Source organism: Mycobacterium sp. MFM001, from assembly GCF_003402475.1.
Taxonomy (GTDB): Bacteria; Actinomycetota; Actinomycetes; order Mycobacteriales; family Mycobacteriaceae; genus Mycobacterium.
The window spans coordinates 1-23,787 of sequence record NZ_BFAB01000003.1; the positions used below are offsets into that span (position 1 = coordinate 1).

23 protein-coding genes are annotated in these 23,787 nt (G+C 68.3%); 12 read left to right on the forward strand and 11 right to left on the reverse strand.

The annotated features are described in order from the left end of the window. Positions 1 to 126: 126 nt before the first annotated feature. Entirely contained in the window at positions 127 to 1,167 is a 1,041-nt protein-coding gene (gene trpD, locus MFM001_RS06250; protein WP_371685316.1) for an anthranilate phosphoribosyltransferase, read from the reverse strand. Between the two features lie 170 nt (positions 1,168 to 1,337). Between trpD and MFM001_RS06255 the strand changes: the two genes are divergently transcribed. Genes MFM001_RS06255 through MFM001_RS06270 form a run of 4 tightly spaced genes read left to right on the forward strand, consistent with a single transcriptional unit; the run spans position 1,338 to position 5,621 of the window. After that, entirely contained in the window at positions 1,338 to 1,949 is a 612-nt protein-coding gene (locus MFM001_RS06255; protein WP_045382917.1) for a heme-copper oxidase subunit III, read from the forward strand. After that, positions 1,946 to 2,791 carry a c-type cytochrome gene (locus tag MFM001_RS06260; RefSeq protein WP_116374417.1) on the forward strand — a complete coding sequence of 282 codons (846 nt, stop codon included), beginning with the start codon at positions 1,946 to 1,948 and terminating at the stop codon, positions 2,789 to 2,791. The genes MFM001_RS06255 and MFM001_RS06260 overlap by 4 nt, the downstream gene beginning before the upstream one ends. Next, positions 2,788 to 3,984: a ubiquinol-cytochrome c reductase iron-sulfur subunit gene (locus tag MFM001_RS06265; protein ID WP_116374700.1), complete on the forward strand. Its 1,197-nt coding sequence runs from the start codon at positions 2,788 to 2,790 to the stop codon at positions 3,982 to 3,984. The genes MFM001_RS06260 and MFM001_RS06265 overlap by 4 nt, the downstream gene beginning before the upstream one ends. Next, positions 3,981 to 5,621 carry a cytochrome bc complex cytochrome b subunit gene (locus MFM001_RS06270; RefSeq protein WP_116374418.1) on the forward strand — a complete coding sequence of 547 codons (1,641 nt, stop codon included), beginning with the start codon at positions 3,981 to 3,983 and terminating at the stop codon, positions 5,619 to 5,621. Before MFM001_RS06265 ends, MFM001_RS06270 begins: the two co-directional genes overlap by 4 nt. A 41-nt stretch (positions 5,622 to 5,662) precedes the next feature. On the opposite strand, the gene MFM001_RS06275 is transcribed toward MFM001_RS06270, so the two are convergent. From MFM001_RS06275 to MFM001_RS06290, 4 genes are all read right to left on the reverse strand, one after another. Then, positions 5,663 to 6,298, reverse strand: a complete 636-nt coding sequence (locus tag MFM001_RS06275; protein WP_116374419.1) for a DUF2561 family protein — start codon at positions 6,296 to 6,298, stop codon at positions 5,663 to 5,665. Continuing rightward, a complete protein-coding gene (locus MFM001_RS06280) occupies positions 6,298 to 7,173 on the reverse strand; it encodes an MmpS family transport accessory protein (protein ID WP_116374420.1) in 876 nt (291 codons plus the stop codon). The genes MFM001_RS06275 and MFM001_RS06280 overlap by 1 nt, the downstream gene beginning before the upstream one ends. A 193-nt stretch (positions 7,174 to 7,366) precedes the next feature. After that, positions 7,367 to 7,786 carry a cytochrome c oxidase subunit 4 gene (locus MFM001_RS06285; RefSeq protein ID WP_116374421.1) on the reverse strand — a complete coding sequence of 140 codons (420 nt, stop codon included), beginning with the start codon at positions 7,784 to 7,786 and terminating at the stop codon, positions 7,367 to 7,369. Positions 7,787 to 7,804: 18 nt separating this feature from the next. Then, positions 7,805 to 8,857: a cytochrome c oxidase subunit II gene (locus MFM001_RS06290; protein WP_116374422.1), complete on the reverse strand. Its 1,053-nt coding sequence runs from the start codon at positions 8,855 to 8,857 to the stop codon at positions 7,805 to 7,807. 166 nt (positions 8,858 to 9,023) lie between these two features. On the opposite strand from MFM001_RS06290, the gene asnB reads away from it, so the two are divergent. Continuing rightward, on the forward strand, positions 9,024 to 10,943 hold the full coding sequence (gene asnB / locus MFM001_RS06295) for an asparagine synthase (glutamine-hydrolyzing) (protein ID WP_116374423.1): 1,920 nt from the start codon (positions 9,024 to 9,026) through the stop codon (positions 10,941 to 10,943). Here asnB and MFM001_RS06300 read toward each other — a convergent pair. Then, the gene (locus MFM001_RS06300; protein WP_116374701.1) at positions 10,940 to 11,914 is read right to left on the reverse strand and encodes a carbohydrate kinase family protein; all 975 of its coding nucleotides are present in this window, start codon (positions 11,912 to 11,914) and stop codon (positions 10,940 to 10,942) included. The genes asnB and MFM001_RS06300 overlap by 4 nt on opposite strands. 121 nt (positions 11,915 to 12,035) lie before the next feature. On the opposite strand from MFM001_RS06300, the gene MFM001_RS06305 reads away from it, so the two are divergent. Continuing rightward, positions 12,036 to 12,719, forward strand: a complete 684-nt coding sequence (locus MFM001_RS06305; protein WP_116374424.1) for a hypothetical protein — start codon at positions 12,036 to 12,038, stop codon at positions 12,717 to 12,719. Between the two features lie 15 nt (positions 12,720 to 12,734). Here MFM001_RS06305 and MFM001_RS06310 read toward each other — a convergent pair whose 3' ends face one another. Together MFM001_RS06310 and MFM001_RS06315 are read right to left on the reverse strand one after the other, a co-directional pair. Further along, on the reverse strand, positions 12,735 to 13,091 hold the full coding sequence (locus MFM001_RS06310; RefSeq protein WP_116374425.1) for an iron-sulfur cluster assembly accessory protein: 357 nt from the start codon (positions 13,089 to 13,091) through the stop codon (positions 12,735 to 12,737). Between the two features lie 60 nt (positions 13,092 to 13,151). After that, positions 13,152 to 14,228 carry a glycerate kinase gene (locus MFM001_RS06315; protein ID WP_116374702.1) on the reverse strand — a complete coding sequence of 359 codons (1,077 nt, stop codon included), beginning with the start codon at positions 14,226 to 14,228 and terminating at the stop codon, positions 13,152 to 13,154. Positions 14,229 to 14,451: 223 nt separating this feature from the next. On the opposite strand from MFM001_RS06315, the gene MFM001_RS06320 reads away from it, so the two are divergent. From MFM001_RS06320 to MFM001_RS06335, 4 genes are read left to right on the forward strand one after another with little or no spacing between them, the layout of a single operon-like run. Next, positions 14,452 to 15,066 (forward strand): DUF3043 domain-containing protein, encoded by a 615-nt coding sequence (locus tag MFM001_RS06320; RefSeq protein WP_116374703.1) that lies wholly within the window; start codon positions 14,452 to 14,454, stop codon positions 15,064 to 15,066. Between the two features lie 6 nt (positions 15,067 to 15,072). Beyond that, a complete protein-coding gene (locus tag MFM001_RS06325) occupies positions 15,073 to 15,609 on the forward strand; it encodes a bifunctional adenosylcobinamide kinase/adenosylcobinamide-phosphate guanylyltransferase (protein WP_116374426.1) in 537 nt (178 codons plus the stop codon). Further along, positions 15,606 to 16,640: a nicotinate-nucleotide--dimethylbenzimidazole phosphoribosyltransferase gene (gene cobT / locus MFM001_RS06330; RefSeq protein WP_116374427.1), complete on the forward strand. Its 1,035-nt coding sequence runs from the start codon at positions 15,606 to 15,608 to the stop codon at positions 16,638 to 16,640. The genes MFM001_RS06325 and cobT overlap by 4 nt, the downstream gene beginning before the upstream one ends. Next, entirely contained in the window at positions 16,637 to 17,365 is a 729-nt protein-coding gene (locus tag MFM001_RS06335) for an adenosylcobinamide-GDP ribazoletransferase (protein WP_116374428.1), read from the forward strand. Before cobT ends, MFM001_RS06335 begins: the two co-directional genes overlap by 4 nt. Here the strand turns inward: MFM001_RS06335 and MFM001_RS06340 are convergent. Both MFM001_RS06340 and gcvT read right to left on the reverse strand, forming a co-directional pair. After that, complete coding sequence (locus tag MFM001_RS06340; RefSeq protein ID WP_116374429.1) at positions 17,362 to 18,468, reverse strand: branched-chain amino acid aminotransferase; 1,107 nt, start codon at positions 18,466 to 18,468, stop codon at positions 17,362 to 17,364. The genes MFM001_RS06335 and MFM001_RS06340 overlap by 4 nt on opposite strands. Before the next feature lie 22 nt (positions 18,469 to 18,490). Continuing rightward, complete coding sequence (gene gcvT, locus MFM001_RS06345; protein ID WP_116374430.1) at positions 18,491 to 19,585, reverse strand: glycine cleavage system aminomethyltransferase GcvT; 1,095 nt, start codon at positions 19,583 to 19,585, stop codon at positions 18,491 to 18,493. Between the two features lie 72 nt (positions 19,586 to 19,657). Between gcvT and MFM001_RS06350 the strand changes: the two genes are divergently transcribed. Beyond that, positions 19,658 to 20,749, forward strand: a complete 1,092-nt coding sequence (locus MFM001_RS06350) for an adenylate/guanylate cyclase domain-containing protein (protein ID WP_116374704.1) — start codon at positions 19,658 to 19,660, stop codon at positions 20,747 to 20,749. 11 nt (positions 20,750 to 20,760) lie between these two features. Continuing rightward, entirely contained in the window at positions 20,761 to 22,284 is a 1,524-nt protein-coding gene (locus tag MFM001_RS06355) for a leucyl aminopeptidase (protein WP_116374431.1), read from the forward strand. A gap of 74 nt (positions 22,285 to 22,358) precedes the next feature. On the opposite strand, the gene MFM001_RS06360 is transcribed toward MFM001_RS06355, so the two are convergent. Further along, positions 22,359 to 23,780, reverse strand: coding sequence for an NAD(P)/FAD-dependent oxidoreductase (locus MFM001_RS06360; protein ID WP_116374432.1), 1,422 nt, complete (start codon positions 23,778 to 23,780; stop codon positions 22,359 to 22,361). Between the last annotated feature and the right edge of the window lie 7 nt (positions 23,781 to 23,787).

The following is a 23,787-nucleotide window of genomic DNA, read 5'->3' on the forward strand; positions in this document are numbered from 1 at the left end:
GATGCGCCCGGCGTGCGCATTGTGCAGGCCGACCACGGGTGGGCGTCGCCGCTGCACGCGGCGGGCCGATGGGCGGCGTGGGCGGCGGCGGCCCGCTCGGCGCGGGCCGCCGCCGCGCAGGCCGAGTCAGAGCTTCTGACCGAACCGCACCCATCGCGCGAGGAGTTGTTCGGCCGCACCGGAATCGATCGCGTCGGCGGCGCGGCACAGCCCGTCCTCCCACGCCGGCAGCCACTCGGCGCGGCTGGATAGCCCGGCGTGGGCCACGATCGCGCCGGCGGCGTTGAGCACGACGGCGTCGCGCACGGGGCCCTTGGCGCCGGACAGCACGGCCCGCGCCTCCGCCGCGTTGGCCTCCGCGTCGCCGCCGAGCAGGTCGTCGAGATCCGCACGGGCGAACCCGAACCCGGCGGGATCGAATGTCAGCCTGTCGACCGTGCCGGCTTGCACCCGCCAGATCGTGCTGGTCGTGGTCGTCGTCAACTCGTCGAGGCCGTCGTCGCCGTGCACCACCAGCACGCTGGAGCGCCGTGCCGCAAACACCGTCGCCATCACCTCGGCGAGGTCAGCGAAGGCGCACCCGATCAGCCCGGCCCGCGGCTGGCCCGGATTGGTCAGTGGCCCAAGGAGATTGAAGACCGTCGGCACACCCAGCTCGCGTCGCACCGCCGACGCGTGCCGATACGACGGGTGGAAGGTCGGCGCGAAGCAGAACCCGATCCCGATCTCGGCGACACTGCGGGCGACCTCGTCGGGTCCCAGGTCGATGCGCACGCCGAGCGCCTCGAGCGTGTCGGCCCCACCCGCCAGCGACGACGCCGCCCGGTTGCCGTGCTTGACCACCGGCACACCGGCGGCAGCGACCACGATGGCGGCCATCGTCGACAGGTTGACGGTGGACACGCCGTCGCCGCCAGTGCCCACTACATCGACAGCATCGATTTCGCCGGTGGGCAGCCGGCGCGCGTGGTGCAGCATCACTTCGGCGAGCTCGCCCACCTCCGCGGCGGTGGGCACCTTCGTCGTCAACGCGACCGCGAAGGCGGCGATCTGCGACGGCGCCGCGGCGCCGGTCATGATCTGCTCCATGGCCCAGGCGGCCTGGCCGCGGGCCAGGTTCTGGCCCGCCGTCAAGCTCGCGAGCACCTGGGACCACGACACCGCCACTCGCCGATGGTCCCATATGGCCAACCCGCACCTCGCCTTCGGCGAGTGTGGGCTTGTGGCACGCATGCTGTGCTTGGGCGTGTCATAAGTCCACTCTCGGCGCCGACCCGCCGCGCCAATTGCTGCCCCCGGGTGGAGTTCGACAACTACAAAGCGTCATACTTGCGGATGTGACGAGTGCTGTAGGGACCTCGGGTACTGCCATCACGTCGCGCGTGCATTCGCTGAACCGACCGAACATGGTCAGTGTCGGCACCATTGTGTGGCTTTCCAGCGAACTGATGTTCTTTGCTGGACTGTTCGCGATGTATTTCACCGCACGCGCTCAGGCCGGCGGCGACTGGCCGCCTGAGCCCACGCACCTCAACCTGTATCAGGCCGTGCCCGTCACGCTGGTGCTGATCGCATCGTCGTTCACCTGCCAGATGGGGGTGTTCGCCGCCGAGAAGGGCGACGTGTTCGGCCTGCGCCGCTGGTATGTCGTCACGTTCCTGATGGGGTTGTTCTTCGTGCTCGGCCAGGGCTACGAGTACTACCATCTGACCGGCCACGGCACCACGATCCCGGGCAGCGCCTACGGCAGCGTCTTCTACCTGGCCACCGGCTTCCACGGGCTGCACGTCATCGGCGGGTTGATCGCGTTCATCTTCCTGCTGGCCCGCACCACGATGAGCAAGTTCACCCCCGCACAAGCGACCGCGTCGATCGTCGTCTCCTATTACTGGCACTTCGTCGACATCGTCTGGATTGCGCTGTTCGCCACCATCTATTTCATCCGATGACCGACAAGAACAGGAGTGCTCGGTTGAAGACTTCTGCGTCACCACGCGCGAAGCGGCGGCTGCGCCGCCGGCTCTCCGCCGGACTGCTGCTGTTGGTGGCGCTGGCCGTCGCCGGTGGCTTGGCCGCCGTCTTGACACCGACGCCGCAGAAGGCGGTTGCCGACGAGTCGTCCTCGGCGTTGCTGCGGACCGGCAAGCAGTTGTTCGACACCTCGTGCGTCACCTGCCACGGCGCCAACCTGCAGGGCGTGCCCGACCGCGGCCCGAGCCTGATCGGCGTCGGCGAGGCGGCCGTGTACTTCCAGGTCTCCACCGGGCGGATGCCCGCCGCGCGCGGCGAGGCCCAGGCACCCCGTAAGGACCCGATTTTCGACGCCGGGCAGATCGACGCGCTGGGCGCCTACGTGCAGGCCAACGGCGGCGGCCCCACCGTGGTGCGCAACCCGGACGGCAGCATCGCCCAAAAGTCGCTGCGCGGAGACGATCTGGGCCGCGGCGGCGACCTGTTCCGGCTCAACTGCGCCTCCTGCCACAACTTCACCGGCAAGGGCGGCGCGCTGTCGTCGGGCAAGTACGCGCCCGACCTGGAACCGGCCACCGAGCAGCAGATCCTCACCGCGATGCTGACCGGGCCGCAGAACATGCCCAAGTTCTCTGATCGTCAGCTGTCCTTCGAGGCCAAGAAGGACATCATCGCCTACGTGAAAACCGTGAACGAGGAACGGCAGCCCGGCGGCTACGGCCTGGGTGGTTTCGGGCCCGCTCCCGAGGGCATGGCGATGTGGATCATCGGGATGGTTGCCGTCATCGGCGCAGCACTGTGGATTGGGGCGCGATCGTGAGCGACACGAAGGGCACCGACACACCCGGTCAGAAGGGCGTACCGGACCAGCCCACCGAAGACGAGCTGAACGCCATGTCGCGTGAGGAGCTCGTCGAGCTCGGCGGACGGCTCGACGGCGTCGAGACCGTATATAAGGAATCGCGCTGGCCGGTCGCGGGCACCAGGGCCGAAAAGCGCGCCGACCGCCAGGTGGCGCGCTGGTTGTTGCTGGGCGGCTTTTTCGGGTTGGCGCTGCTGCTGGTCTTTTTGTTCTGGCCTTGGGAGTACAAGCCGAAGGAAGCCGAAGGCAGTTTCCTGTACTCACTGGCCACCCCGCTCTACGGCCTCACCTTCGGGTTGTCCATCCTGGCGATCGCCGTCGGCGCGGTGCTGTTCCAGAAAAAGTTCATCCCCGAAGAGATTTCGATCCAGGAACGCCACGACGGCGACTCCCCGGAGATCCACCGCAAGACGGTGGTCGCCAACCTGACCGACGCCTTCGAGGGCTCAACGTTGCGGCGCCGCAAGCTGATTGGCGCGTCGCTGGGCATCGGCCTGGGCGCGTTCGGCCTCGGCACGCTTGTCGCCTTCGCTGGCGGCCTGATCAAGAACCCGTGGAAACCGGTGGTACAGACCGCCGACGGTAAGAAAGCCGTGCTGTGGACGTCGGGCTGGACGCCGCGCTATCACGGCGAAACCATCTATCTGGCCCGGGCCACCGGTGAGCATCTGGGTGCGCCGTTCGTCCGGATGCGTCCGGAGGACATCGACGCGGGTGGCATGGAAACCGTCTTCCCCTGGCGGGAATCCGACGGCGACGGCATCAGCCACGAGTCGCGGGAACGGTTGCGCGAGATCATGATGGGCGTCCGCAACCCGGTGATGCTCATCCGCATCAAACCGGGCGACATGCCGCGGGTGATCAAACGCAAAGGCCAGGAAAGCTTCAACTTCGGCGAGTTCTTCGCCTTCACCAAGGTCTGCTCGCACTTGGGTTGTCCCTCATCGCTTTACGAGCAGCAGTCCTACCGCATCCTGTGCCCGTGCCACCAGTCGCAGTTCGACGCGCTGCAGTACGCCAAGCCGATCTTCGGTCCCGCGGCGCGCGCGTTGGCGCAGCTGCCCATCACGATTGACAGCGACGGATACCTGGTCGCCAACGGCGACTTCATCGAGCCTGTCGGACCGGCATTTTGGGAGCGCACCTCATGAGTCCGAAAATTGATGTTGGCAATCTGCTGGCCCGCCAGGCGCAGGACATCGACACCCGGTATCACCCGTCGGCGGCGGTGCGGCGTCAGCTGAACAAGGTCTTCCCGACGCACTGGTCGTTCCTGCTCGGCGAGATCGCCTTGTACAGCTTCATTGTGCTGCTGATCACCGGCGTGTACCTGACGCTGTTCTTCGACCCGTCGATGACCGAGGTCACCTACAACGGCGTCTACCAACCGTTGCGCGGCGTGGAAATGTCGCGCGCGTACGAGTCAGCGCTCAACATCTCCTTCGAGGTCCGCGGCGGTCTGTTCGTGCGGCAGATCCACCACTGGGCCGCGTTGATGTTCGCCGCGGCGATCATGGTGCATCTGGCGCGCATCTTCTTCACCGGCGCGTTCCGCCGGCCCCGCGAGGCCAACTGGGTCATCGGCTCACTGCTGCTGATCCTGGCCATGTTCGAGGGCTACTTCGGCTACTCGCTGCCCGACGACCTGCTGTCGGGTATCGGGCTGCGCGCCGCGCTGTCGTCAATCACGTTGGGAATGCCGGTGATCGGGACGTGGCTGCACTGGGCGCTGATCGGCGGCGACTTCCCCGGCAACATCCTCATCCCCCGGCTCTACGCGCTGCACATCCTGCTGATCCCGGGCATCATCCTGGCGCTGATCGGCGTGCACCTGGCGCTGGTGTGGTTCCAGAAGCACACTCAGTTCCCGGGGCCCGGCCGCACTGAGCGCAACGTCGTCGGCGTGCGGGTGATGCCGGTGTTCGCGGTCAAGTCCGGCGCGTTCTTCGCGCTGACCACCGCCATCCTCGGCCTGATGGGCGGCCTGCTGCAGATCAACCCGATCTGGAACCTCGGTCCCTACAAGCCATCTCAGGTCTCGGCGGGCTCACAGCCGGACTTCTACATGATGTGGACCGAGGGCCTGGCCCGCATCTGGCCGGCGTGGGAGTTCTACTTCTGGCACCACACGATCCCCGGCCCGGTCGGCGTCGCGCTGATCATGGGCTTGGTTTTCGTGCTGCTGACCATCTATCCGTGGATCGAGAAACGGCTCACCGGCGACTACGCGCACCACAATCTGCTGCAGCGGCCGCGCGACGTTCCGGTGCGCACGTCGATCGGCGCGATGGCGATCGCGTTCTACATGGTGCTGACGCTGTCCGCGATGAACGACATCATCGCGTGGAAGTTCCACATCTCGCTGAACGCGACGACGTGGATCGGCCGCATCTCGGCGGTGGTGTTGCCGCCTCTTATCTACTTCGTCACCTACCGGTGGTGCATCGGGCTGCAGCGCAGCGACCGCGCGGTGCTCGAGCACGGCATCGAGACCGGGATCATCAAGCGGCTGCCGCACGGCGCCTACATCGAACTGCACCAGCCGCTGGGTCCGGTCGATGACCACGGACACCCGATTCCGCTGGAATACCAAGGCGCTCCGGTGCCCAACAAGATGAACAAGCTCGGCTCGGCCGGCTCGCCCGGCTCGGGCAGCCTCCTGTTCGCCGACCCGGCGTCGGAAGATGCGGCGCTTCGCGAGGCGGCGCACGCCGGCGAGCAGCGCGCTCTCACCGCGCTGCGTGAGCACCAGGACAGCTCCAACGGTGAGGTCAACGGCGAGCACTAGCCCGTCACGGATATTGCGCTGCCCGTGAGGCTTTCCCGCAGCTAGTGCTGCGCAAGCATGCGACGCAGCTGCCGTACGTGTTGCCACGGGATCACCGGCATGGCGGCCGTGACGATCCCGGCAATCACGTACGCGGTCCAGGCGGCCCCCTGATGCCCGACAGCCATCAGGTAGGTCGCCGTCGCGACCGCTATCAGCGCCACCCCCATCGCGGCCATCAGCGCAACGCTGCCGCGTAGCCAGATGCGCTCCACCGCCGCGTCCGGCAACCCGGGTCGCAGTGTGGTCAACCGTTCGGTGCGGGCCTGCTGAATTGTGGTGCGCGCCTGCGGATGTCCGGGCCGCAGCTGGCTGCCCGCGCCGCGCGCCGGCACCACCGCCGACCGCGCGGCGGCGTCGGGCCGGGCCGTGCGCCGGGCCCGCAGCAGCACCGGGATCGCCGCCAGGATGACCAGCGCCGAAACGGCGATGATGACGTACAACACCGCCGACGAGTGTGGGCTGCCGGTGCTCTCGTGGAAGCCGCGGCCCAGGTCGGCCAGTGCGACGACGGCGGCCACGCTCACGCCGACCAGCACCAGCCAGATCGCGGCGCAGGCGCCGATCAGGATGCGGTCGCCGGTGGTCGGCGACATCGTGGACCAGCCGCGCGGGCCGGTGGAGTATCTGTCGGCCATCAGCAGCTCGTCTGCGGGGCGTTGTTTTCGTTCGACGACAAGACCTGGCCGTCGCTGGTGGTGATCGAGCAGTTCAGCCTGCTGACCCGAAACAGGCTGGACGCCTCCACCGATCCGACCTCCGACTGCGAGATCGGCGTGACCGTGATCGACCACGGGATGTAGACGTTGTGCTGGGTGCGTCGCCGGCCCGAGGCGTCGACGTAGGTCACCGAGATGATGTCGCCGGGCGCTTTGGTGCCGGTCACCGAGTAGGTGACCTGCCGCGGGCCGGCCGGGGCGGTCGTGGTCGGAGGCGGAGGCGGCGCGGCGGACGTGCTCGCCGGCGGTGGCGCCGGCTCGGGCGTCACTGTCACCGTCTCTGGCGGAGGCGGTGGCGGTGGCTCGCTGGTCGGCGGCGGAGGAGGCGGCGCCTCACTGGTCGGCGGCGGAGGCGGCGGTGGCGGCGTGGTGACGATGATCTCGTCCTGCATCGGCGGTGTGGACGTGGGAGCGGTCTCGGGGGTGGCCAGTTTGTTGGTGTCGGTGCGGGCGAACAACAACGACACCGACACCACCAGGGCGATCGCCGCCACGATCGCGGCAATACCCACCACCCACGGCCAGCGCGGCGGCGTCGCTTCCTCTTCGGCCTGCTCGTCGTAGCTGTCGTAGTCGTACAGGTCGAGGTCGACCGGGACATAGGGACCGCTGGTGAAGTGCTCCGATTCCGGGGCCGAGTAGGCCCGCGAATGGATTTCGGTCTCGCTGGTCTGGACGCTGTCGTCGGCGTGGTCCCCGTCGTAGGCTTCTTCGTCGAATTCGTGGTCTTCGCTGGGCTCGACGCCGGGTTCCACTTCGTCCGAGTCCGGTCCTGGGGGATTCGGCCCGCTCATGTCTGCCTGTCCTGTCCGCCTACATCACCAGCGCACGCAGCGCCGCGGCTGCGTGTTCGAGTGCGCGCTCCGATAATCCTCATTGTGCCTCGCAAACCCTACCCAACCGGCACAGGCACGGCATTCTCGGCGAGCTGGTCACGGATCAACTGATGCCCCGATTGTGACCTTGCCAGTGACTGGTGTGCGCCGATCAGTGCTTCTCGGGTCCGAGGTAGTACTCGAAGACCAGACCGGCCGCCGCGCTCAGGATGAACACCACGCCGGCGACGATCAGCCACGGCAACCACAGCGCGATGCCGACGGCGGCCACCGAACCCGCCAACGCCACCAGTACCGGCCACCAGCTGTGTGGGCTGAAGAAACCCAACTCCCCTGCGCCGTCGCTGATCTCGGCGCCCTCGTAGTCCTCCGGACGGGTGTCGAGCCGACGGGCCACGAACCGGAAGAACGTGGCGACGATCAGCGCCATGCCGCCGGTCAGCACCAGCGCGGTGGTGCCGGCCCATTCCACCCCGCCGGTCGCGAACAGCTGAGTCAGCACGCCGTAGAGCACCGCGGTCACCACAAAGAATGCGGCGACGAATTCGAACAGCCTGGCTTCGATGTGCATCGTGGTTTCCTGGCTTTCCTACTTACTCGCTTGGGGCGACCGCTCACCGCGGCGGGTCTCGAACGGGTGAGTGGTTTGGGCCACCGGCGGCTGGTTGATCGCCTGCAGCGCTTGAGCGTTGGTCTTGCCGGCGATCCGCTGTTGCAGGTAGGCCTTGAAGTCGTTGGGCGCCACCACCCGGACCTCGAAGTTCATCATCGAGTGGTAGGTGCCGCACATCTCGGCGCAGCGACCGACGAATGCTCCGGTCTTGGTGATCTCTTCCACCTGGTAGCGGTTCACCGAGTGGTTGGCCTCGGGGTCGGGCATCACGTCACGTTTGAACAGGAACTCCGGCACCCAGAAGGCGTGTACGACGTCAGCGGAGGCCAGCTGGAACTCGATCCGCTTGCCTGCCGGCAGCACCAGGACCGGGATCTCGGTGCTGGTGCCCACGGTTTCGACCTTGTCGAAATTGAGGTAGGTCCGGTCTGAGGTGTTGCGGCCGCGGATTGGGCCGACGAGCTCCTCGCCGTGCTTGTCCTTGCCTTCGGGCTTGGAGACCATCGCGGCTTTGCGCGCCGGGTCGGCGCCGTCGTATTTGAGCGTGCCGTCCTTGAAATCGACCTTCTGGTAACCGAACTTCCAGTTCCACTGGAAGGACGTGACGTCGACGACGACCTCGGGATCGGACGCCAGGTGCAGCATCCGCTCCTGCACCACGACGGTGAAATAGAAGAGCACCGAGATGATCAGGAACGGCGTCACGGTGAGCACCAGTTCCAGCGGCATGTTGTAGCCGAACTGGCGGGGCAATTCGGTGTCGGTGGCCTTTTTGCGGTGGAACGCCGCCGCCCAGAAGATCAGCCCCCACACGATGACCCCGACCACCAGCGAGGCGATCACGGCGCCCAGCCACAGCTCGCGGTTGCTCTCGGCCTCATGCGTGATGCCGTTCGGCCAGCCCAGCCCCAGAACCTGCTGCCAGCTGCAGCCGCTGAGGATGACCGCCAGCAGGCCCAGGGTGCCGGCCAGCAACGGCAGACGGAACCGACGGGAGCCTGCAGATCGGCCTGCCCCGCGAGGTGTCACCTTGGCGCCTCCTGTATCCCGAGCTGGGCCGACGACGCCGGCCGCTCCCTGCAGCAGTCGAATACTACGCAGCGTAGACCACGCGGCCTGGCGCAGCCCCGCGAGCCTCCCGTTTCGCCGTTTGCCGAGTCTTGGCGGTCGGCGCGGTGCGGCATACTGGGGCCCGATGTGCGGACTGCTGGCTTTCGTGGGCGCGGCTGCCCACGACGCGGCCGGCGCCGTGGCCGACGCGTCGCACCTGATGCGCCACCGGGGCCCCGACGAGCCGGGCACCTGGGCCGACGACACGGTTGTTTTCGGGTTCAACCGGCTCTCGATCATCGACATCGCGCACTCGCACCAGCCGCTGCGCTGGGGGCCGCCGGAATCCCCTGACCGCTACGTGCTGGTGTTCAACGGCGAGATCTACAACTATCTGGAGCTGCGTGCGGAACTCGCCGCCGACTACGGCGCGGTCTTCGCCACCGACGGCGACGGCGAGGCCATCGTCGCCGCCTACCACCACTGGGGCACCGACGCGCTGACCCGGTTACGGGGCATGTTCGCGTTCGCGCTGTGGGACTCGGTGGCAAATGAATTGTTCTGCGCCCGTGACCCGTTCGGTATCAAGCCGCTGTTCGTGGCGACCGGGACGGCCGGCACCGCGGTGGCCAGCGAGAAGAAATGCCTGCTGGAGTTGGCCGAGGTGATCGGGTTCGACACCGCGATCGACGAGCGGGCAGTGCAGCACTACACGGTGCTGCAGTATGTGCCCGAGCCCGAGACGCTGCACCGCGGGGTGCGCCGGCTGGAATCCGGTTGCTACCTGAAGGTTCGGCCCGGAACGGCGCCCGAGACCACGCGCTACTTTGCGCCCCGGTTCGCCGTCACCCCGATCACCCGCGGCACCGAGCAGGCCCGCTACGACGAGATCACCGCGGTGCTGGAGGACTCGGTGGCCAAGCACATGCGTGCCGACGTCACCGTCGGCGCGTTCCTGTCTGGCGGCATCGACTCCACCGCGATCGCGGCGCTGGCCATCCGGCACAACCCCCGGCTGATCACCTTCACCACCGGCTTCGAACGGGAAGGATTCTCCGAAATCGACGTGGCCGTCGCCTCGGCCGAGGCGATCGGGGCGCGGCACGTCGCCAAGGTGGTCAGCCCGGACGAGTTTGTCGCCGCACTGCCCGAAATCGTCTGGTATCTCGACGAACCGGTGGCCGACCCGGCGCTGGTGCCGCTGTTCTTCGTGGCACGCGAGGCCCGCAAGCACGTCAAGGTGGTGCTCTCCGGTGAGGGCGCCGACGAGCTGTTCGGCGGCTACACGATCTACCGAGAACCGTTGTCGCTCAAGCCTTTTGATTACCTGCCCGCGCCGCTTCGCCGCGGAGTGGGCAAGGTGTCCAAACCGCTGCCGACCGGCATGCGCGGCAAGAGCCTGCTGCATCGCGGATCGCTGACGCTCGAGGAACGCTACTACGGCAACGCCCGCAGCTTCTCCGACGACCAACTGCGCGATGTGCTGCCCGGCTTCCGCTCGGAGTGGACCCACACCGACGTGACGGCGCCGCTGTACGCGCAATCGGCGGGCTGGGATCCGGTGGCCCGCATGCAGCACATCGACCTGTTCACCTGGCTGCGTGGCGACATCCTGGTCAAGGCCGACAAGATGACGATGGCCAATTCGTTGGAGCTACGCGTGCCATTCTTGGACCCCGAGGTGTTCGCGGTGGCATCGCGGCTTCCGGTGCAGGCCAAGATCACCCGCAGGACAACCAAATACGCGCTGCGGCGCGCGCTCGAGCCGATCGTCCCGGCGCATGTGCTCAACCGGCCGAAACTGGGCTTCCCCGTGCCGATTCGGCACTGGCTGCGCGCCGGCGAACTGCTGGAATGGGCGTATGCGATGACGGATTCCTCGCAGGCCGGCCACCTGGTCGACATCCCCGCAGTCCGCCGGATGCTCGACGAACATCGTTGCGGCACAACGGATCACAGCCGTCGCTTGTGGACAGTGTTGATCTTCATGCTGTGGCACGCGATCTTCGTCGAGCATTCCGTGGTGCCGCAGATCGCCGAGCCGCACTACCCCGTGCAGCTCTAGGCCAGCGCGGTGGCGATCTCCTTGGCCGCGTCGTCGCCGTAGGCGCCGGCCAGCCGGCTCACCGCGGAGTCGCGCTCCCAATCCCACTCCTGCGTGCCGGTCGACTCGAGCACCAGCACCGCCACCAGCGACCCGAGCTGGGCGGACCGCTCCAGACCCAGGCCCGCGCTGCGGCCGGTCAAAAAGCCGGCCCGGAAGGCGTCGCCGACGCCGGTGGGATCGACTTGGCTGGTCTCGGGCACCACACCGACGTGAATGGTGGTGCCGTCGCGGTCGACGATGTCGACGCCCTTGGCGCCCAACGTCGTCACCCGCAGCCCGACCTGCGCCATCACGTCGGCCTCGGTCCAGCCGGTCTTGGACAGCAACAGGTCCCACTCGTAATCGTTGGTGAACAGGTAGGTGGCGCCGTCGATGAGCCGACGGATCTCCTCACCAGACAACCGGGCCAGCTGCTGGGACGGGTCGGCGGCGAAGGCCAGACCGAGTTTGCGGCACTCCTCGGTATGCAGGAACATCGCCTCCGGGTCGTTGGCGCCGACGATCACCAGCTCCGGTGTGCCGATCGCCGACACCACGTCGGCCAGCGAGATGTCGCGGGCCTGCGACATGGCACCCGGATAGAACGACGCGATCTGCGCCATCTCCAGGTCGGTGGTGCAGACGAACCGCGCGGTGTGCGCCGTGTCCGAGATCAGCACGTTGTCGCAGTTGACGCCGTGAGATTCCAACCAGTTCCGATAGTCACCGAAGTCGTCGCCGGCGGCGCCCACCAGCGCCACGTCGCCACCCAGCACACCGATCGCGTAGGCCATGTTTCCGGCCACACCCCCGCGGTGGATCACCAAATCGTCGACGAGGAAACTCAGCGAAACCTTTTGCAGATGGTCGGCGAGCAGTTGTTCGGAAAACCGGCCCGGAAACCGCATCAGATGGTCAGTTGCAATGGAACCGGTCACCGCAATCGTCACGAAATATCCACCCTTCATTCGTAAGCTCGTCTAGCTAAGCTTACGCGCGGCGGTGCTCGCCGTTGCGCTAGCCTGCCTAGAGCAGCGTCGCCGGAGTCAACCAGCTTAGGAGAAGCCCCGAATGCCCGGTCCGTACTCGCCGAATCACGGGCTCGGCGCCGACGGACCGCCGTTCACCGACCCGCACCCCAGCCAGCCCATTCCCAACCCGCCGGCCTACGCAGGGCCGCAGGACGCCGACACCGCAGAGCCGGCCGAGGCGGCGCCGCCGTCGGCCGCCTATCCGGGGTTGTTGCCGCCGCCGGTGCCCTACCCGAAGCGGAAGCGTCGGCGACTGGTTGCCGGCGTACTGGTGGCCCTGGTGCTGATCGGCGCGCTGACCACGGCCATCGTCTACGGCGCGCGTCAAGGTGGATCGACGTCGGCCGGCGTGTTTTCCGAGACGACGGCCAAGGCGGCAATTCAGGGCTATCTGGACGCGCTGCAACACCGCGACACCGAGGCGATTGCCCGCAACACGCTCTGCGGCATCTACGACGCCGTCCGGGACCGGCGATCCGACCAGGCGCTGGCCAAACTGTCCAGCGACGCGTTTCGCAAGCAGTTCTCCGGCGCGCAGGTGACCTCGATCGACAAGATCGTCTACTGGTCGAACTATCAGGCGCAGGTGCTGTTCACGATGCGGGTGACCCCCGCCGGCGGGGGCCGGCCACGCGACAATGTGCAAGGCATCGCGCAGCTGCTACACCAGCACAACCAGGTGCTGGTGTGCTCCTACGTGCTGCGCACGGCGGGGACGTACTGAGTTCTCGCCGCTAGATCAGTTGAACGAGTCGCCGCAGGCGCAGGATCCCGTGGCGTTCGGGTTGTCGATCGTGAAGCCCTGCTTTTCGATCGTGTCGACGAAGTCAATCGAGGCGCCTTGCACGTAGGGCGCGCTCATCCGGTCGACGGTCAGCGTCACGCCGCCGAACTCCGCGGTCAGGTCACCGTCGAGGGACCGGTCGTCGAAGAACAGGTTGTAGCGCAGTCCGGCGCAGCCCCCCGGCTGGACCGCGATACGCAACGCCAGGTCGTCGCGGCCCTCCTGGTCCAGCAGTGACTTCGCCTTGGCCGCCGCGGCCTCGGTCAGGATCACGCCGTGGGTCTTGGCGGCTGACTCGTCCTGAACAGTCATTGCTTCTCCCTATATGCCTAGTCTGCTCAGTGCAATCGATTGGGCAGTAAGCCCACTGCCTCAACGGTACCTTGTTAAGTCGCTATTCCCGAGTTGCGCTGCCGCCGCGGTGGCCAGACCCATCAGCTGGTTGACGGCATCGACCAGGGCCAGCCGCACCGAACCGGCATAGTCGGCAATCGCGTAAGCCGCAAGAATGCCCGCCGATCGCTGTGCGGAATCGTCGAGGCAGACCTGACCGGCCAGCACCAGCACTGGAAGCTGCCGTGACCGCGCGGCGGCCGCCAGCGACCCGACCACCTTGCCGTGCAGGGATTGTTCGTCCAACTGCCCCTCACCGGTGACGAGGAGATCGGCGGCGGCAATGTCGTCGGCCAGGCCGGTGTGCTCCGCGATGATCGCCGCCCCCGATTCGCAGCGGGCGCCCAACGCGAGCAGTGCCGCGCCGATCCCGCCGGCCGCGCCGGCGCCCTGTTCGGCGCTCACTTGCCGTCCGGCCGCCGCGTCCAGCTCGACGGCCCACGTGCCGAGCCGCTGCTCCAGCTCGGCGACGGTACGGGCGTCGGCGCCCTTTTGCGGCCCGAAGACGCGGGCGGCGCCCCAGGGCCCCAGCAGCGGGTATTCGACGTCGGAGGCGGCGACGAGCTCGACCCCGGCCAACCGGCGGCGCGCCGCGTCGAGGCCGCCGAGTTCGTCGACCAGGCCGCGACCGCCGTCGGTGCTGGCGCTGCCGCCGAGGCCGACCACGATGCGCGCCGCCCCGGCCTCCAGCGCCGCGGCGATCAGCTGGCCGACGCCACGGCTGTGGGCGGCCAGCGCGGTCTGCGGGGTCGGCGGCCCGTTGAGCAAGGCCAGGCCGCAGGCTTCGGCGCAGGCGAGGTATGCGGTGGCTGACGTGGGGTCGAACACCCACTCGGCGTCCACCTCGCCGTCCAGCGGGCCCGATACGCGCAGCGTGCGTCGCTCCCCCAAGCGGTCGGCCAGCACGGTGACGAAGCCGGGGCCGCCGTCGGACTGAGGCGCGATCGTGATCTGGTCGCGGGGACGGGCCCGGTTCCAGCCCGCCGCGATGGCGGCGGCGGCCTGCACGGCAGTCAGGCTGTCGCCGTAGGAATCGGGGGCGATCAGGATCCGCAGGGCCGGGTGATCAGCCCCCGAGCTGCTCATTCCAGAGAATCTAGCGGCGATCGCAAGCGCGGCGAAGCCGGGTGCAGCGGGTCGCCGTCAGAGACCTAGCGGCGATCGCAAGCGCGGCGAAGCCGGGTGCTGCGGGTTGCCGCCAGGAAGTAACCTGGCCACTGTGAAGCTGCTCGGCCGGAAGAAAGACGAGTCCGGTGTCTCGGAGGAGACCGACGCACCGATGCTCGACGACGACATCGCCACCTCCAGTGCTTCTCGCGGGTCACGCACCACCGCGCCGAAGGGCCGGCCGACACCGAAGCGCAGCGATCGGCGTCGCGGCCCGGTCGCCCCGGCCCCGATGACCGCCGCGGAAGCCCGCGCCCGTCGCAAATCGCTCAGCGGACCCAAGCTGTCGCGCGAGGAACGCAAAGCGCAGAGCGCCGCGCGCCGGGCCCAGATGTCCCAGCGCCGCGAGCGCATGATGGCCGGCGACGAGGCCTACCTGCTGCCGCGCGACCAGGGGCCGGTACGCCGGTTCGCCCGGGATGTGGTCGATGCCCGCCGAAACGTGCTGGGACTGTTCATGCCGTCGGCGCTGGGACTGATGTTCATCATGTTCGCCGTTCCGCAGCTGCAGTTCTACATGTCGCCCGCGATGATGGTGTTGATGGTGCTCATGATGATCGACGGGGTCATCCTGGGCCGCAAAGTCACCAAGCTGGTCGACGAGAAATTCCCGGACAACACCGAAAGCCGTTGGAAGCTGGGCCTTTACGCGGCCGGGCGGGCGTCCCAGCTGCGCCGGATGCGGGCGCCCCGGCCACAGGTCAAGCGCGGCAGCAAAGTCACCTGAACTGCCATGCGGACGCTGGTGCTGGGCGGCATCAAGTCGGGTAAGTCCCAGTGGGCGGAAGCCGCCATCGCCGAGTCGCTGGAACCCGTTGAGCCCGTGTGCTATCTGGCGACCGGATCGGTAGCCGATGCCGAGGCGGGTTGGTTGGAGCGCATCGCCGAGCATCGTGCCCGCAGGCCCGAACACTGGTCGACCGTCGAGAGCCACGACATCGCAGCACAATTGCGGGTGTCGCCGAGCATGCCGACTCTGGTCGACGACGTCGGCGGCTGGTTGGCGGCCGCCCTCGACCGCCGCGGCTGGGAGTACGGGTCGATATCGGACGACGTCGACGAGATGCTCGCCGCCGTAGCCGCTTTCGATTCACCGCTTGTTTTGGTCAGCCCCGAGGTCGGGCTGACCGTGGTGCCCACCACGGCCTCCGGCCGACGGTTCGCCGACGAATTGGGCACGGTCAACCAGCGACTGGCTGACCTGTGCGATCGGGTGGTGCTGGTGGTGGCCGGGCAGCCGGTGCAGATCAAGCCCTCGGGCAGCGGATGACGTTCGGCCCGGTGGAGCCGCCCGACGCGGCGACTGCGGCGGCTGCCCGCGCCCGGCAGGACACGTTGACGAAGCCGACGGGTGCGCTGGGCCGGCTGGAGGATCTGTCGGTGTGGGTGGCGGCGTGCCAGAGCCATTGCCCACCAAGGCAATTCGAGCGTGCGCGGGTGGTGGTGTTCGCCGGCGACCACGGCGTCGCGCGATCGGGGGTGTCGGCGTATCCGCCGGAGGTCACCGCCCAGATGGTTGCCAACATCGACGCCGGCGGCGCGGCGATCAATGCGCTAGCCGATGTCGCGGGCGCCACGGTGCGAGTCATCGACCTGGCGGTGGATACCGAACACATTGGGGCACACAAGGTCCGGCGTAGCAGCGGCAACATCGCGGTCGAGGATGCGCTGACCGATGCCGAAACCACCGCCGCGGTAGACGCCGGCCGCCGGATCGCCGACGAAGAGGTCGACGCCGGGGCGGACCTGCTGATCGCCGGCGATATGGGGATCGGGAATTCGACGGCGGCAACAGTTTTGGTGGCAGCGCTGACGGGTGCCGAACCCGTCGCGGCGGTCGGCTACGGCACCGGCATCGACGACGCCGGCTGGATGCGCAAGGCGGCGGCGGTGCGCGACGCGCTGTTCCGGGCCCGGACGGTGAAATCCGATCCGGTCGGGCTGTTGCGGTGTTGCGGCGGAGCGGATCTGGCGGCGATGGCCGGGTTCTGTGCGCAGGCCGCTGTCCGTCGCACCCCACTGTTGCTTGACGGGCTGGCGGTGACGGCCGCGGCGCTGATCGCCGAACGCCTGGCTCCCGGTGCGCGACTGTGGTGGCAGGCCGGTCACCGCTCCCCCGAACCGGCACACGCGCTGGCGTTGGCCGCGCTGGAGTTGGAGCCGATCCTCGATCTGCGGATGCGTCTGGGTGAGGGCACCGGTGCGACGCTGGCGCTGCCGCTGCTGCGCGCCGCGGTGGCCGCATTGTGGTCGATGGCGACTTTCACCGCGGCGGGTGTCTCCAACCGGACCTCATCGTGATCCGCTCGGTGGCAACGGCTTTCGGATTCGCAACGGTACTACCCGGGACCGGCGGTCGCCCGCTGGGCGGCGGCACGATCACCGCGCTGCCGGTGGTCGGCGCCGCGCTGGGCGGGTTGGCCGCGGCCGTGACATGGGGCGGCTCGCTGGCGTTCGGGGTGGGCAACCCGCTGGCCGGACTGCTGGCCGTGGCCGCACTGCTGGCGGCCACCCGAGGACTCCATATCGACGGGGTGGCCGATACCGCCGACGGTCTGGGCTGCTACGGGCCGCCGCAGCGTGCGCGGGAGGTCATGCGCGACGGCTCGACCGGCCCGTTCGGCGTGGCGGCCGTGGTGCTGGTGATCGCGTTGCAGGGCTTGGCCTTTCCGATGCTGAACGCGGTCGGGATTGTCGTCGCGGTCACCGCCGGGCGGGTGGCTGCGGTGCTGGCCTGCCGCCGGTCGGTGCCCGCAGCCGAGGGCAGCACGCTGGGCGTCCTCGTCGCCGGCACCCAGACCGCGGCGGTGGCGCTGGGCTGGATCGCGGCGCTGGTCGCTGCGTCGCTGTGGGCGGGTCCGCGGTTGTGGGCCGGGCCGGTGGCGGTGCTGGTGGCGCTGGCCTGCGGGGCGGTGCTGGTGGCGCACTGCGTACGCCGGTTCGGCGGCATCAGCGGCGACGTGCTGGGCGCCGCGATCGAAGTGACGACGACGGTAACCGCGGTCTTGCTGGCGGGGCTGGCTTAACCCAGCCGGGTCATCCAGCCGTGGGTGTCGGCGAAGGTGCCGCGCTGTATTCCCGTCAGCGTGTCGCGCAACGCCATCGTCACTTCGCCGGGTTCGCCGTCGCCGACGGTGAATTCGACGTCGCCGTATTTGACGTGGGCGATCGGGGTGATGACGGCGGCGGTGCCGCACGCGAACACCTCGGTGATCTCCCCGGCCGCGGTCTTCTTCTGCCACTCATCGACGTCGATCTTGCGTTCCTCGATCGCGAAGCCGGCGTCAGTTGCCAACTGCAGCAACGAATCCCGGGTGATGCCGGGCAGCAGGGAGCCGGACAGCTCCGGGGTGACCAGCCGCGCCGAGCCGCCGCTGCCGAACACGAAGAAGATGTTCATCCCGCCCATCTCTTCGATGTAGCGGCGCTCGACGGCGTCGAGCCACACCACCTGGTCGCAACCGTTTTCGGCGGCTTGGGCCTGCGCCACCAGCGACGCGGCATAGTTGCCGCCGAATTTCGCCGCACCGGTGCCTCCCGGGCTGGCCCGCACGTATTCCGTCGACACCCAGACGGTCACCGGCCGCAGGCCGCGCGGGAAGTACGCGCCGGCCGGCGAGGCCAGCACCAGATACCGGTACTGCTTGGCGGGGCGAACTCCCAGCCCCGGTTCGGTGGCAAAGACGAACGGCCGCAAGTACAACGACTCCTCGCCGCCGGCGGGTGGCACCCATGCCTTGTCGACGGCGATCAGTTGCCGCAGCGACTCGATGAACAGCTCGTCGGGCAATTCAGGGATCGCGATGCGCCGCGCCGACGACCGCATCCGGGCGGCGTTGGCGTCGGGGCGAAACGACACGATCGACCCGTCGGCCCACCGGTAGGCCTTGAGCCCCTCGAACACTTCCTGCGCGTAGTGCAGCACGATCGCCGACGGATCCAGTTCGATCGGGCCGTAGCCGATCACCCGCGCGTCGTGCCAACCCTGGCCGTCGGTGTAGTCGATCGACACCATGTGGTCGGTGTGGTATCGGCCGAAGCCGGGGTCGCGCAGGATCGATTCGCGTACTTCGTCGGCCGTCGGGTTTGCGGTGCGCGAAACCGTGAACTCGAGAAGGCCGCTGGTCATGGGCCGATTGTATATGTGGGCGCTAGCGAGTTTTCGCATCGACAAAAGGCGGCCGCACCACTTCGCACTCGACGGCGCGACCGCGGACGTCGACGGTCACGTGCTGACCGTCCTCGACACCGGCGTCGACGTCGATGAGCGCCAGCGCGATGCCGACTTGCAGTGTCGGAGAGAAGGTTCCCGACGTGGTGACCCCGATCTTGCGGTCGCCGTCGAGCACGGTCAGCGCGGGCCGCAACACGCCGCGGCCCACCGCGCGCAGCCCGCGCAGCAGCCGCGACGGGCCCGCCGCCTTCTCGGCCAACAGCGCATCCCGGCCGAAGAACGCGTCCTTCTTCCAGCCGATGGCCCAGCCGCAGCGCGCCTGCAGCGGCGAGATGTCCGCCGACAACTCGTGCCCGTGCAGCGGGTAGCCCATCTCGGTGCGCAGCGTGTCGCGTGCGCCCAGGCCCGCCAGCTGCCCGCCGGCGCGGCCGACCGCGTCCACCAGCGCGTCGAACACCACGCCCGCGGACTCCCAGGGCGGCAGTAGCTCGTAGCCGTGCTCGCCGGTGTATCCGCTGCGGCACACCCGCACCGGCACCCCGGAAAACGAGGCGTCGGCATACGCCATGTAGTCCATGCCGGTGGGCAGCCCCAGCTCGTCGAGCACGTCGACCGAACGCGGTCCCTGCACCGCCAGCACCGCGTAGGAGCGGTGCTCGTCGGTGACAGTCACGCCGGCCGGCGCGGCTTCGGCCAGCGCTGCGACCACCGCGGCGGTGTTGGCGGCGTTGGGCACCAGGAAGATCTCGTCGTCGCCGACGTAGTAGGCGATCAAGTCGTCGATCACGCCCCCGGATGCGTTGCAGCACAACGTGTATTGCGCCTTGCCGGGTTCGATGCGGTGCAGGTCGTTGGTGAGCGCGGAGTTGACGAATTCGGCGGCGCCCGGCCCGCGGACCGACGCCTTGCCGAGGTGGCTGACGTCGAACAGCCCGACGGTGTTGCGAGTCGCGGTGTGCTCGCTGACGGTGCCGGCATACGACACGGGCATCAGCCAGCCGCCGAACTCCGCGAAGTTGGCGCCCAGCTCGCGGTGGCGATCTTCCAGCGGTCCGTGCTGCGGCTCAGGCATTATGCGCCGCTCCTCCTCATCGCTTTGCTCTGCATCGTCGCCGGCGCGCTCACGGTGCTCCACACTAATCAGGTGGTCGACTTCGATGCCCTGGAAGCTGCCGGTATCGCCAACGCCCGCGAGCGGGCCGGCCTGATCGAGTACCTGGACAGCCTGGGTTTCAGCGCCGAGGAGATGGTCGACGCCGAGCGCCGCGGCCGCCTGTTCGGACTCGCCGGTGACGCCCTGCTGTGGTCGGGCCCACCGATCCACACGCTGAGGACGGCCGCCGACACACTCGGGGCGCCGGTCGAGGACGTCGAGCACGCCTGGGCCATGCTCGGCCTGACCGTCGCCGATCCGGATACCCCGGCGTTGAGCCAGGCCGATGTCGACGGCCTGGCGACCTGGCGGGCGATGAGAATGCAATGGGGCCCAGACGCCGCGGACGGCTTGTTGCGGGTCCTCGGCGCGACCGTCGCCCGGCTGGCCGAGGCCATATCGTCGATGATCCGGACGAGTCAACCCAAAATGTGGCTCAGCCTCACCGGGGACGAGCTGGCCACCGCGCAGGCCTACCGCGAGGCCGCAGCGTTCGTCCCTCGCGCCGGGGCAATGATCGACGCCATCCACCGCCACCACCTGGTCAGTACCCGGACGTTCATCGAGGGCGTCGTAACCGGCCCATCGGCTGGGGTGGTGTGCGGTGTCGGATTTGCGGATCTGTCAGGCTTCACCGCGCTGACTCAGATGCTCACACCAGCGGAGTTGTCGGCGCTGCTTACCGAGTTCGGCGCCACGGTCTCCGACGTGGTGCATGCCGACGGCGGGCGAGTGGTGAAGTTTCTCGGCGACGCGGTCATGTGGGTGAGCGGTAAACCGGAGCGGCTGGCCAAGGCGGCGCTCGATCTCGTCGAGCACCCGCGGGCGCGCGAGACTGGCCTGCAGGTCCGGGCCGGTCTCGCATACGGGGAGATACTGGCCCTCAATGGTGATTACTTCGGCAACCCCGTCAACCTGGCCTCCCGGCTGGTCGCGGCCGCACAGCCGGGGCAGATCCTGGCCGCAGCCGCTGTGCACGACGCGCTGCCGGACTGGCCGGCCACCGTGCAGGAGCCGTTGACGCTCAAGGGTTTCGACGCGCCCGTGACGGCCTATGACCTGCACGCCGGCCCCGGTGATTAGGGTGGTTGGCCGTGAGCATCGAACCCGGTTACCAGTCGCCGTCCGTCACCGTCACCGCTTCGCTGCCGAGCCGCGGTATCGCCAAGTCGGTGTTGATCGTGCCGGTGGTGTCGGCCGGCGACGAGGACCGGCCGGGCGCCAGCGTCGCGGCGGCCGAGCCGTTCCTCGACGCCGATGCGGTCGCCGAGATCGAGGCCGGGCTGCAGGCGCTGGGCGCCAAGGGCGGTAGCGAGCAGGTGCACCGGCTGGTGGTGTCGTCGCTGCCGGTGGGCAGCGTGCTGGCGGTCGGCTTGGGCAAGCCGCGCGACGAGTGGCCGGCTGACGTGATTCGCCGCGCGGCCGGCGCGGCGGCCCGGTCGCTCAACGGCGCCGAAGCCGTCGTCACCACACTGAGCGAGTTGGACCTCGCCGCAGCCGTCGAAGGACTGATCCTGGGCGGCTACCGGTTCACCGCCTTCCGCAGCGACAAGACGGCACCGAAAGACCCGGGGCTGCGCAAGATCACCGCGCTGTCCAGCGCCAAAGACGCGAAAACCGAAGCCGCACATGCCACCGCGGTCGCAACGGCGGTAGCCACCGCACGCGATCTAGTCAACACCCCGCCCAGTCATCTCTACCCTGCCGAATTCGCCAGCCGCGCAAAGGATTTGGGTGAATCAGTGGGCCTGGAGGTCGAGGTGCTCGACGAGAAGGCGCTGGCCAAGGCCGGCTACGGCGGGGTGATCGGGGTCGGCAAGGGCTCGTCGCGTCCGCCGCGGCTGGTGCGGCTGATCCACCGCGCCAACACCAAGGGCAAACGCAAGACGGTGGCGCTGGTCGGCAAGGGCATCACCTTCGACACCGGCGGCATCTCGATCAAACCGGCCGCCAACATGCACCACATGACGTGCGACATGGGCGGTGCGGCAGCCGTCGTCGCGACCGTGACGCTGGCCGCGCAACTGCAGCTGCCGATCGACGTGATCGCCACCGTGCCGATGGCCGAGAACATGCCGTCGGCGACGGCGCAGCGCCCCGGCGACGTGCTGACCCAGTACGGCGGCAGGACCGTCGAGGTGCTCAACACCGACGCCGAGGGCCGTCTCATCCTGGCCGACGCGATCGCGCGGGCCTGCGAGGACAATCCCGACTACCTGCTCGAGACGTCGACACTGACAGGCGCGCAGCCGATTGCGCTGGGCAACCGCACCCCCGGCGTGATGGGCAGCGACGAGTTCCGCGACCGGGTGGCCGCCATCTCGCAGAAGGTCGGCGAGAACGGCTGGCCGATGCCGCTGCCCGACGAACTCAAGGACGAGCTGAAGTCGACGGTCGCCGACATGACCAACGTCACCGGGCAGCGCGTCGCCGGGATGCTGGTGGCAGGTGTGTATCTGCGCGAATTCGTGGCCGACGGCGTGCCGTGGGCGCACATCGACGTCGCGGGGCCGGCCTACAACACCGGCGGACCGTGGGGATACACGCCGAAGGGCGGCACCGGGGTGCCGACTCGCACCATGATCGCCGTGCTGGAGGACATCGCCGAAAACGGTTGAGCGCCGCGCCGAGTGTGGACTTATGTCACGCTGTAGGCGAAAACCCGTGCCACAACTCCACATTCGGCGCCACTTCAAGCCAGGTCCGTTCCCAGTGCGCTGCGGGCGGCCAGATACCCGGGCATTCCATGAACTCCCGGGCCGGGCGGCGTGAACGACGAGCACAAGTACGTGCCGCGGCGCGGTAACCGGTAAGGCCGCAGCCCGACGGCCAAGTTCACCATGTAGCGCAACGGATCCTGCAAGCCGCCGTTGATCACTCCCCCACACATGTTGGGGTTGTGGGCTTCCTCGTCCTTGGCGGTGGTCGTCACCTTCTTGACGATCCTGGCCGCGAACCCCGGCGCGAACCGCTCGATCTGACGACCGATGGCGTCCGACATGTCGACCGTAGATCCGTTCGGCACATGGCAATACGCCCACACCGTCTCTTGACCGTCGGGCGCACGGGTCGGATCGAACCTGCTCTGATTGGCCAGCAGAACGAATGGCTTTTCCGGATGCTGCCCCGTGTTCACCGCCCACTCGCCTGCCGCAATCTGGGGCAGGGTCCCGCCGAGATGCACGGTCGCCGCCTGCTTGCACTCGTCGGCGCGCCACGGGATCGGGCCGTCCAACAGGTAGTCCACTTTGCAAAGCCCCGGACCGTACCGGTAATTCGCGTAAAGGCGCCGATACCAGCCGGGCACACTGTCGCCGAGTATCGACGCCACCTGCGTCGGCGAGACGTCGAGCAAGAGCACCCGGTGCGCGGGCACATCCGAAAGCCGTCGAACCCAGTGGCCCAACCGGATTTGGCCACCGAGGTGCTCGAAATATCCGAGTAGCGCATCCGCTATCTTCTGCGATCCGCCGCGGGGCATGGGCCAGCCGGTTCGGTGCGCGCTGGTGGCGAACATCAAACCCGCGGCAGCGGTGCCGAACAGGTTGAGCGGCATGAACGAGTGCGCGGCCATGCCGGCCAGCAACGCGGGTGCCCGCTCGTCGCGGAAGCGGCGCTTCGAAAGACCTGCGATCGAAGCCATTCCGAGCCGGCCGAACTTGGCAACGGTCATCGGATGCTTGGGCGGAAAGGGGTCGAGGATGCTGTCGAACAGCTCTAACCCGTTGGACACCAACGGACTCAGCAATTTCGCGTAGGCCTCCTTGTCGGCGCCCATGCCGGCAGCGGTCTTACTCACGTCGCGATACAGTGCGACCGCGCTGCCGTCGTCGAGAGGGTGCGCCGCCTCTATCGGGGTGAAGATCCACTCCAGGCCGTAATCTTTCAGCGGCCAACGCCGGAAGGCCGGAGAGGCCATCGCCAGCGGATGTATCGCGGAGCAGATGTCGTGTACGGATTCGTCGCCTGTTACATGCGCGGATCTGGCCCCGCCGCCAGGGGTGTCCGAACCTTCCAGGATCAGGACGCGACGGCCCGCTTCCGCCAAGGTAACTCCGGCGGCAAGCCCATTGGGACCCGATCCGACTACCACGGCATCGAATTGCTCAGTCATGTCGAGG